The following is a 10,251-nucleotide window of genomic DNA, read 5'->3' as shown; positions in this document are numbered from 1 at the left end:
GTGATGAGGCGTTCACCGAAGACGCTCACCGCGCGCGGGCGGGGGCGGGGTCCCGGACGGATCGTCGCGCGCGCGGTGAGCGTCTTCGGTGAACTCCTCATCACCGCGGGCCTGGTGCTGGGCCTGTTCGTCGTCTACTCACTGTGGTGGACGAACGTGGTCGCCGACCGCGCGGCGGACGAGCAGGCCGACAAGGTCCGGGACAACTGGGCCCAGGACCGCGTGGGCCCGGACGGCCCCGGCGCGCTGGACACCAAGGCGGGCATCGGCTTCCTCCACGTCCCGGCCATGGGCAAGGGCGACATCCTGGTGGAGAAGGGCACGTCGATGAAGATCCTCAACGACGGCGTGGCCGGCTACTACACGGACCCGGTGAAGGCGACGCTGCCCACCTCGGGCAAAGAGGGCAACTTCTCGCTCGCGGCCCACCGCGACGGGCACGGCGCGAAGTTCCACAAGATCGACAAGATCGACGAGGGCGACCCGATCGTCTTCGAGACGAAGGACACCTGGTACGTCTACAAGACCTACGCCGTCCTCCGCGAGACCTCGAAGTTCAACGTCAAGGTCCTCGACGAGGTCCCCCTGGAGTCCGGCAAGAAGAAGCCCGGCCACTACATCACCCTGACGACCTGCACCCCGGTGTACACGAGCAAGTACCGGTACGTGGTGTGGGGCGAACTGGTCCGGACGGAGAAGGTGGACGGGGATCGGACGCCGCCGGAGGAACTGCGCTGACTGACCTTCTCGCGGGAGGTCAGCCCTCTAACATGACGGAGGCCCGAAGCCGCAACTTTCTCTTGCGGCTTCGGGCCTCTTGCCATGCTGCCTACCGCAGCGCTTTGAGCAGTACTCCGGCGCTCCAGGCCTCCAGCTCTTCGCGGTTCACCGTGATGACGCCGCTGAGTTTGGCAACCGCCTCCGATTCGTGGCTGAAGTTGGACGTGGCGACGAACAGGGCGACGTCCGCCTGGTCGATGGCGCGCGCCGCGCCCGCGAACTTCTGCATGTCGGCGCTGGGTACGGTCCAGCGGCCGGACCTGTTCTTGCACTGGACGGCCACGGTGCGTCCGTCGGCGGTGCGGCCGGTGATGTCGATGCCGCGGTCGGTGCGGGCCTGTCGTACGACGACGTCGACGCAGCCGTCGCGGCGCAGCAGGCCGGCGACGTGGTGCTCGAACGCCCGCCAGGTCATCGCGTTGAGTTTCGCCCTGACGTCGTCGGCGGGGGCGTCACCTTCCAGGGTGGCGAGCCGCTTGTGGTGCCAGCACAGTTTGCGCTCGACGTTCTCGATGTCCGCGCGGAGTTCGATGAGCTCGCGGCGGTGTTCGCCGGACGTGGCGATGAGGACGTTGAACATCGGTACGACGGTGCGGCCGAGGATGTGGGTGATGCGCTGGTCGATGCGGGTGTCGAGGGCGGCGGGGTCTGTCGGGGCCGGGTTTTCCACAGGCTGTGTGCGCGCCAGGTACTCCATGTCCAGGAGGTAGACACGCACCTGACGTGCGACTTCGCTGTCGCGGAGCAGCATGGCGATGTTGAGGACGGATCGGCGGGGAAATAGGGCGAGGGACCGTGTGTGCGACCGGATGCCACTGAGTTGCTTGAAGTCACTCAGTTCCTGTCCGGTCAGCACTCGGTATCCACTCGCTTCCATCTCCGCTCGGTGATCGTGGACGAGGGCACGGACCGCTTCCACTGTCACGCTGAAGTACTTCGCCACCATCGCCGTGGTCACGTGCATGCCGTCCGGCAGCAGGGACAGTGCCTTCACTCGGTCGAGTGCGTCCGTGCGTTCGAGGATGTTGCTGCGTAGGGTCCGAGATTCCAGTAGAGCCGTCTCGTTGATCATTGCCCGGCCTTCCTTCCCTCTTGGGATGATGTGGTCAACCGGACTTAACGAGTTGTGACATATGAAGACACGTTCGATGCCATTGCGCTCCCGGCCCGAGAGGCTCGCCTACCTGGGCGGACTGGCGGTGATGGGAAGCGCGCTGGTATTCCTGCTCGGCGCTGTCGGTACCGTCGTTGCCCTCGTGGTGGCGATGCTGTGCGTGGGGATGGTCGTCGGGGGCCGCGGTAGCGTCCGGGCGGTCCGCGAGGGGGCGTGGGAGCGGCCCCGTACCTGGCTGTCGCTGGGTGTGGCCGGTGTCTCGACGGGTGTGGCGGGTTTCGCTGTCGCCTACCTGACCGGGATTCTCTCCGGGGGCCTCGATGTCGGGGAGGCGTGTGTTCATGGTCACGGGGTCCGCTACGACGAGGCCTATCGGGCAGCGCACGCGGAGGAGTTCGACCGCTGGTTCCCGCTGCGCAGCAAGTGCAACGAGAACTTCGACCTCGTTCCCGCGTGGGTCAATCCGGCCATCGTGTTCTTCGGGCTGCTGGCCGCGGCCGGTGTGGCATGTCTCGTCGTCGCGGTGGTGAGCGTGGTGCGGACGACAGAGCCCCGGTCCCTCCGCTGAGGGGCCGGGGCTCTTCTTGTCGCCGGGTGCGGCGCGGGTCAGTCGTCGCCGCGGAGGCCGCCGATGATGCCTCCGTTGTTACCGCCGTTGCCGCCGTTGCCGCCCACCGTGGTGAGGGTGATCGGGGTGGCGGCGGGGTCGTCGACCTCGGTGCCGGGTTGCGGGTCCATGGCGATCACGGTCGCGTTGTCATCCCCCGGGGCGTTCGGTGCGACCTGGACGTTGGTGAAGCCGCTCTGCTGCAGGATCTGCCGAGCCTCCGCGAGGGACTTGGTGCGGACCTCGGGCACCTTCGTCTTGGCTACGGCCTTGCCGACGACGATCGTGACCTTGGAGCCCTTGTCGACCTGCTGGTTGGCCTGCGGTGTGGTGGAGATCACCTTGTCGACCTGGTTCGGGTCCTGGGTCGGCTGGTCGGTGCAGGTGGCTTCCAGGTCACCGCTGCTTTCGATCTGCGCCTTGGCCTCGTCGCAGGTGCGGCCGACGACGTCCGGCACCGTGGCCTTCGCCTCGGCCTTGGCGACCTCCAGGGTCACCGTGGAGCCCTTTTCCAGCTCGCTGCCGGGGTCCGGGTCCTGGTTGAGGACCGTGCCCTCGTCCTGGGAGGACTCGGTCTGCTTGGTCTCGACTACGAAGCCCTTGTTCTCGAGCTGTTCGGTGGCCGTGTCGACGTCCTTGTCGATGACGTTCGGCACGGCGACCTTCGGGGCGCCGGTCGAGACGACCAGGTTGACGGTGGACTGCTTGTCGACCGAGGTCCCCTGCTTGGGGTCCTGTGAGCAGATGTTGCCCTTCTTCTGGTCCTCGCAGGGCTTCTGCGTGAAGGCCAGTTCCAGGTCGGCGTTGACCGCCAGTTGCTGGGCGTCCTTCTTGGTCTGCCCGATGAAGCCGGGCACCGCGACCGTGTCGTTGCTCGGCCCCCCGTCCCCGCTGAACGCGTACTTCCCGATCAGGATCGCGCCGACGAGGACGAGGACGCCCGCCAGGACCAGGAAGATCGTGGACGTGTTCGACTTGCGCGGCTGCTGCCGGCGCCGGTCGGGGCGTTCGTCGTAGCCGTAGCCGCCGTCGTCCGGGTTCATGGGCGGCAGCATGGTCGTGGCGCCGCCGCCACCGCCGTCCGAGCGCAGCGCGGTCGTCGGCTTGTCGTCGGGGTAGGCGCCGTAGCCCCCCGCGGCCATGGCGCCCATCGCGGCGGTCGCGCCGACGGGCTGGCCGTCGAGGCAGGCCTCGATGTCGGCCCGCATCTCGTCGGCGGACTGGTAGCGGTAGTCGGGGTCCTTGACCAGCGCCTTCAGCACGATCGCGTCCATCTCGGGCGTGATCTCGGGGTCGAAGACGCTCGGCGCCTGCGGTTCCTCACGTACGTGCTGGTAGGCGACGGCGACCGGGGAGTCGCCGACGAAGGGCGGCCGCACGGTCAGCAGCTCGTAGAGCAGGCAGCCCGTGGAGTACAGGTCGGACCGCGCGTCGACCTGCTCGCCCTTGGCCTGCTCCGGGGAGAGGTACTGGGCGGTGCCGATCACCGCTGCGGTCTGTGTCATGGTCATGCCGGAGTCGCCCATCGCGCGGGCGATGCCGAAGTCCATGACCTTGACCTGGCCGTTGCGCGTGAGCATGACGTTGGCGGGCTTGATGTCACGGTGGACGATGCCGGCCCGGTGCGAGTACTCCAGCGCCTGGAGGATGCCGATGGTCATCTCCAGCGTCCGCTCGGGCAGCAGCTTGCGGCCGGAGTGGAGCAGCTCACGGAGTGTGGAGCCGTCGACGTACTCCATGACGATGTACGGGATGGATACCCCGTCGATGTAGTCCTCGCCCGTGTCGTAGACCGCCACGATCGCGGGGTGGTTGAGCGAGGCGGCCGACTGGGCCTCCCGGCGGAAGCGGGCCTGGAAGGACGGGTCGCGCGCGAGGTCCGCGCGCAGCGTCTTCACCGCCACCTGGCGTCCGAGCCGGGTGTCATGAGCGTGGTAAACCTCCGCCATGCCACCACGGCCGAGCACCGGGCCCAGCTCGTACCGGCCGCCGAGGCGACGCGGCTCTTCCATAACTACCTACCAGCCCTCTCCGTCGGTCCCGACCGGCATGCTTGTACGGTCGGAGGCTGCCGTCCGGCCTACGGTACCCGGCTCGCTCTGTGTGCCTTGGCCAAGCCCGGCAGCCGATACAGGACCGGTATCGCAACGTGCGCCGATGTGAAGGGGACGTGACCGGAGTCACGTCCCGTTCATGGTGCGGTTACTTCTTGCTGTCGATGACGGCCTCCATGACGTTCTTCGCGATCGGTGCCGCGAGGCCGCCGCCGGAGATGTCGTCGCGCACGGCGTTCTCGTCCTCGATCACCACGGCCACGGCGACCGGCGCGCTGCCGTCCTCGCCCTTGGCGTACGAGATGAACCAGGCGTAGGGGTTCTCCTTGTTGTCGACGCCGTGCTGTGCGGTACCGGTCTTGCCGCCCACGGTGACGCCGTCGATCTGCGCGTTGGTTCCCGTGCCGTCCTGGACGACGGTCTCCATCATGTCCTGGAGGACCTGGGCGTTGTCCGGGGAGAGCGGCTCGCTCATCTCCTCGGGGTCCGTCTTCTCGATGGTGTCGAGGTTCGGGGCCTGGAGTTCGTCGACCATGTACGGCTTCATCAGGGTGCCGTTGTTGGCGATCGCCGAGGTGACCATGGCCATCTGCAGCGGGGTCGCCGCGGTGTTGAACTGGCCGATGGAGGAGAGCGCGACCTCGGAGGGTGCCATGTCGCCGGAGAAGACGGAGGCGTTGGAGCGGACCGGGACGAACTGCTCCTCGGTGAAGCCGAACTTCTTGGCTTCTTCCAGCATCTTCTCGTTGCCGAGGTCGGAGCCGATCTTGCCGAAGACGGTGTTGCAGGACACCCGCAGCGCCTCGCGGAGCGTGGCGTTCTCGCAGGGGAGGTCGCCCTCGTTCTTCAGCTCGGTCGTGGTGCCCGGCATGGTCCACGGCAGCGGGGTCTCGGTCTTGTCGTCCGCCGAGGTGTACTTCTCGTTCTCCAGGGCGGCCGCAGCGGTGACCACCTTGAAGGTGGAGCCGGGCGGGTAGACCTCGCGCAGCGCGCGGTTGAGCATCGGGTCGTCGGGGTTGTTCTTCTTCTGGAGCTTGTTCCAGGCCTCCCCGGCCGCCTCGTTGCTGCCGGCGATCGAGGTGGGGTCGTACGACGGGTACGAGGCCATCGACAGGATCTTGCCGGTGGACGGTTCGAGCGCGACGACGGCGCCCTTGGCGCCCTGCTTCTTCAGTCCGTCGTAGGCGGCCTTCTGGGCGGCGCTGTTGAGGGTGGTGACGACGTTGCCGCCCTCGCGCTTCTTGCCCGTGACCATGTCGAGGGTGTTGCGGAAGAACAGCCGGTCGTCGTTGCCCGTGAGGATGCCGTCGTCGATGGACTCGAGCTGGGTGGCGCCGTATGCCTGGGAGACGTACCCGGTGACGGGCGCCCACATGGCGCCGTCCTTGTAGGTCCGCTTGTACTTGAAGTCGCCCTTGGTGGTGGCGTGTCCGGTGATGGCCTTGCCGTCGACGATGATGTCGCCGCGCGGGCTGGCGTACCGCTCGATGGCGACCCGGCGGTTGTGCTCGTCCTCCTTGAGGTCGTCGGCCTGGACGTACTGGAGCCAGTTGTCCCGGATGAGCAGGGTGAGGACGAGGAGGCCGCAGAAGATCGCGATCCGGCGCAGAGGCTTGTTCACGGTCGGACCACCTGGGTCATCTCGGCGTCGGGGCTGGCGGGAGCGGCGGGTGCCGGTCTGCGCGCGGTGTCGCTGATGCGCAGCAGGATGCCGATCAGTGCCCAGTTGGCGATGACGGAGGAGCCGCCGTAGGCCAGGAAGGGCATGGTCATACCCGTGAGCGGGATGAGGCCCATGACACCGCCGGCGACGACGAAGACCTGGAGTGCGAAGGCGCCGGAGAGGCCGATGGCGAGGAGCTTGCCGAAGGGGTCCCGGGCGGCGAGGGCGGTGCGCACGCCGCGCTCGACGATCAAGGCGTAGAGCAGGAGCAGCGCCATCAGGCCGGCGAGGCCCAGTTCCTCGCCGAAGGTGGCGAGGATGAAGTCGGAGTTGGCGGCGAAGCGGATCAGCTCGGAGTGGCCCTGGCCCCAGCCGGTGCCGAGGGTGCCGCCGGAGCCGAAGGCCCACAGTGCCTGCATGGCCTGCTCGGAGTGGCCGCCGACGCCCGCGCGGGAGAGCGTGTACTCCTTCATCGGGTCGAGCCAGGCGTCCACACGCTGCTGGATGTGCGGCTCGAAGCTGGCGACGCCGACGGCGCCGACGGCGGACATCAGCAGACCGAAGACGATCCAGCTGGTCCGCTCGGTGGCGACGTACAGCATGATCACGAACATGCCGAAGAAGAGCAGCGAGGTGCCGAGGTCGGTCTCGAAGACCAGGATGAGGATCGAGACCATCCACACCACGAGGATCGGGCCGAGGTCGCGGCCGCGGGGGAGGTAGAGGCCCATGAAGCGGCGGCTGGCGAGCGCGAGGGCGTCGCGCTTCACCATCAGGTAGCCGGCGAAGAAGATCGCGAGGACGATCTTGGCGAACTCGCCCGGCTGGATGGAGAAGGAGCCGACCTGGATCCAGATCTTGGCGCCGTAGATGTTCTTGCCGAGGCCCGGTACGAGCGGGAGCAGCAGCAGGAACAGGGCGCCGAGCATGGAGATGTAGGTGTAGCGCTGCAGGACGCGGTGGTCCTTCAGGAAGATCATCACCGCGACGAACAGGGCGATGCCCATCGCCGTGTACATCAGCTGGCGGGGCGCGGCGGTGCCGGCCTGCTCGATGTCCTGGAGGAGTTCGGACTGGTCCAGCCGCCAGATGGCGACGAGTCCGAGGCCGTTGAGCAGGGTGGCCAGCGGAAGCAGCAGCGGGTCCGAGTACGGCGCGAACTTGCGGACGACGATGTGCCCGACGCCGGCCAGCAGGCCGAGGCCGAGGCCGTAGCTCAGCAGGCCGGCGGGCACCTCGTCGTTGATGGCCAGACCCACGTTGGCGTAGGCGAAGACCGGGATGAGGACGGCGAACACGAGCAGAGCCAGCTCGGTGTTGCGCCGGCTCGGGGCGCCGATGGCGCCGATCGTGGACGTGTGGTGCGTCGACGGGTTGGTAGAACTGCTCATCGTGTGACGGGGCCTCTCACGGCTTGCCTACTGCTTACCGCACAGCGAGACGACCTTCTGCTCTTCCTCCGAGAGGGTCGGGCCGGAACCTGGGGTGGGTGCGGTCGGGGACTGGGACGACTCGGGTGCCTTCTGCGACTCCGACGCGCTCGGCGACGGGTTGGGTGTCGGTGAGGCCTTGGACGTGAAGGAGGCGGGGGTGGTTCCCGTGGTGCCGCCGGCCTCGCCCTCGCCCGTCTTGGCGTTCTCCCCGGTCTCCGCGGAGCGCCGGTCGGCCTGCTTCTTGCAGGCGGAGGCCTGCACCGCCAGCTCCTCGATCTTCGCCCGCGCGTCGGCCAGGTCGCCTTCGGCGATGGTGGCCTCGACGAGTTTCTGCTGGTAGGGCGGCAGGTACTTGAGTTCGATCTCGGGATGGTCCTTCTGGACCTTCGAGAGCGAGACCCAGGCCAGGTCCTGGCTGATGCCGCGGTACAGGGCGACGTGGTCGTCGTTGGTGCCGACGTAGTACTGGGTCTGGGTCCAGCGCCAGCCGCCGTACGTGCCGCCGCCGATGACGGCGAGGGCGAGCACCGTGTAGAGGGATCTCTTCAGCCACCTGCGGCCCTTGCGCGGCTTGACGAAGTCGTCGGGGCCGTAGTCGTCGAAGCCGCCCGCCGGGACGTACCCGGTGGTGTCGCCGCTGCCGGGCGGGCCGAACTCGCCGCCCCCGCCGTGCTGTCCGCCCTGGCGGCCGAGGCCGGCGGCGCGGCCGGCCGGGGTCTGCATGATGCCGTTGTCGCCCATCTGGGCCTGGTTCTCGGCGACGGCGCCGACGACCACGGGGGTGTCGGAGAGCTGCCCGGCGAGGGTGTCGCCGGTGTCGAGGTCGAGGACGTCGGCGACGATGACGGTGATGTTGTCCGGGCCGCCGCCGCGCAGGGCGAGCTGGATCAGCTCCTGGACGGTCTCCTGGGGGCCCTGGTAGCTGGCGAGGGTGTCCTCCATCGTCTGGTGGGAGACGACGCCGGAGAGCCCGTCGGAGCAGATGAGGTAGCGGTCGCCGGCCCGCACCTCGCGGATGGACAGGTCGGGTTCGACGTGGTCGCCGCTGCCGAGGGCGCGCATCAGCAGGGAGCGCTGCGGGTGGGTGCCCGCCTCCTCCTCGGTGATCCGTCCCTCGTCGACGAGGCGCTGCACCCAGGTGTGGTCCTGCGTGATCTGCGTGAGGACGCCGTCGCGCAGCAGGTAGGCCCGCGAGTCGCCGACGTGCACCATGCCCAGGCGCTGGCCGGTCCACAGCAGCGCGGTCAGCGTGGTGCCCATGCCCTCCAGGGCGGGGTCCTCCTCGACCATCTGCCGCAGCTGGTCGTTGGCGCGCTGCACGGCGGCGCCGAGGGAGGTGAGGACGTCGGAGCCGGGCACGTCGTCGTCGAGGGCGACGATGGTGGAGATCACCTCGGAGGAGGCGACCTCACCGGCGGCCTGGCCGCCCATGCCGTCGGCGATGGCGAGCAGGCGCGGGCCGGCGTAGCCGGAGTCCTCGTTGCCCTCCCGGATCATGCCCTTGTGCGAACCGGCGGCGAAGCGCAGTGACAGACTCATGCGCACCTCGCCCGTCGGCTCCGGGTACAGCCGGTCGTGTCGAGCCACACTGCCCACCCTCCGGTCGGGAGCGCGCCGGGGCCCGGGGTGCCGGCCGCCGCCGCGTGCTCGCTCCGCTCGCGCTCTTTCATTGGTGTAGCACTACTTCCGCAGCTCGATGACGGTCTTGCCGATGCGGATCGGCGAACCCGGCCCGATCGGTGTCGGCGTCGTCAGCCGGGACCGGTCCAGGTAGGTGCCGTTGGTGGAGCCCAGGTCCTCGACGATCCACTGGCCGTTCTGGTCCGGGTAGATCCTGGCATGGCGGCTGGAGGCGTAGTCGTCGTCCAGCACGATCGTCGAGTCGTGTGCCCGGCCGAGCGTGATGGTCTGCCCCTGGAGGGCAACGGTGGTGCCGGTGAGAGTGCCTTCCGTCACGACCAGCTTGGTGGGCGCGCCTCGGCGGCCGCGGCCGCCGCCGGACTGCTGGCGCTGCGGCGGAGGCGCCTGGTTCTGGCGCGCGGCGGCCTGCTGCGGTCGGGCGGCTTCGCGCCGCGCTCCGCGCTGGGTGACCCGCGTACCGAACAGGTCGCTGCGGATGACCTGCACGGCCACGATCACGAACAGCCACAGTACGGCGAGAAAACCCAGCCGCATGACCGTGAGGGTCAGCTCTGACATTGCCCCCGGATCACCCTTCGGCTTGCCTGTAGATAACGGTGGTGCTGCCCACGACGACGCGGGAGCCGTCGCGGAGCGTAGCGCGGGTTGTGTGCTGCCCGTCCACCACGATGCCGTTCGTGGACCCGAGGTCCTGGATCGTCGAGGGCGTTCCGGTCCGGATCTCGCAATGCCGGCGGGAGACGCCGGGGTCGTCGATGCGCACATCGGCCTCGGTGCTGCGGCCGAGGACCAGGGTCCCGCGGGAGATCTGGTGGCGGTTGCCGTTGATCTCGACCCAGTGGCGGGTGCGTCCGCCGGAGGCGGGTGCCGCCGGCGGCTGCTGGCCGCCTACGGGCTGCGGGTAGCCGTAACCGCCGGGGCGCGAGCCGGGCGGCGGCGCGGACGGCATGGGCGGGGCG

General features: G+C 68.8%; 9 protein-coding genes. 2 read left to right on the top strand and 7 right to left on the bottom strand.

All coding sequences use genetic code 11. The annotated features are described in order from the left end of the window. Positions 1-3 precede the first annotated feature (3 nt). Positions 4-738, top strand: coding sequence for a class E sortase (locus DMH12_RS34615; RefSeq protein WP_125495294.1), 735 nt, complete (start codon positions 4-6; stop codon positions 736-738). A gap of 91 nt (positions 739-829) precedes the next feature. Here the strand turns inward: DMH12_RS34615 and DMH12_RS34610 are convergent, their stop codons facing one another. After that, entirely contained in the window at positions 830-1,852 is a 1,023-nt protein-coding gene (locus tag DMH12_RS34610; RefSeq protein ID WP_125495293.1) for a restriction endonuclease, read from the bottom strand. Positions 1,853-1,928: 76 nt separating this feature from the next. Between DMH12_RS34610 and DMH12_RS34605 the strand changes: the two genes are divergently transcribed. Then, complete coding sequence (locus DMH12_RS34605; RefSeq protein ID WP_125495292.1) at positions 1,929-2,462, top strand: hypothetical protein; 534 nt, start codon at positions 1,929-1,931, stop codon at positions 2,460-2,462. A gap of 38 nt (positions 2,463-2,500) precedes the next feature. On the opposite strand, the gene pknB is transcribed toward DMH12_RS34605, so the two are convergent. From pknB to DMH12_RS34570, 6 genes are all read right to left on the bottom strand, one after another. Then, positions 2,501-4,513 carry a Stk1 family PASTA domain-containing Ser/Thr kinase gene (pknB, locus tag DMH12_RS34600; protein ID WP_125495291.1) on the bottom strand — a complete coding sequence of 671 codons (2,013 nt, stop codon included), beginning with the start codon at positions 4,511-4,513 and terminating at the stop codon, positions 2,501-2,503. A 190-nt stretch (positions 4,514-4,703) separates the two neighbouring features. After that, a complete protein-coding gene (locus DMH12_RS34590) occupies positions 4,704-6,176 on the bottom strand; it encodes a penicillin-binding protein 2 (protein ID WP_125495290.1) in 1,473 nt (490 codons plus the stop codon). Beyond that, complete coding sequence (locus tag DMH12_RS34585; RefSeq protein ID WP_125495289.1) at positions 6,173-7,609, bottom strand: FtsW/RodA/SpoVE family cell cycle protein; 1,437 nt, start codon at positions 7,607-7,609, stop codon at positions 6,173-6,175. The genes DMH12_RS34590 and DMH12_RS34585 overlap by 4 nt, the downstream gene beginning before the upstream one ends. Positions 7,610-7,636: 27 nt before the next feature. Further along, the gene (locus DMH12_RS34580) at positions 7,637-9,190 is read right to left on the bottom strand and encodes a Stp1/IreP family PP2C-type Ser/Thr phosphatase (RefSeq protein ID WP_125495288.1); all 1,554 of its coding nucleotides are present in this window, start codon (positions 9,188-9,190) and stop codon (positions 7,637-7,639) included. 141 nt (positions 9,191-9,331) lie between these two features. Then, positions 9,332-9,850, bottom strand: a complete 519-nt coding sequence (fhaB, locus tag DMH12_RS34575; protein ID WP_122616597.1) for an antibiotic biosynthesis regulator FhaB — start codon at positions 9,848-9,850, stop codon at positions 9,332-9,334. A 10-nt stretch (positions 9,851-9,860) separates the two neighbouring features. Then, a partial coding sequence (locus DMH12_RS34570; RefSeq protein ID WP_148107575.1) for an FHA domain-containing protein occupies positions 9,861-10,251 on the bottom strand: 391 nt, incomplete at its 5' end.

Source organism: Streptomyces sp. WAC 04229, assembly GCF_003947455.1.
Taxonomy (GTDB): domain Bacteria; phylum Actinomycetota; class Actinomycetes; order Streptomycetales; family Streptomycetaceae; genus Streptomyces.
The sequence above is the reverse complement of the archived record's forward strand: the minus strand, read 5'-3'. Positions and strand labels throughout refer to the sequence as shown.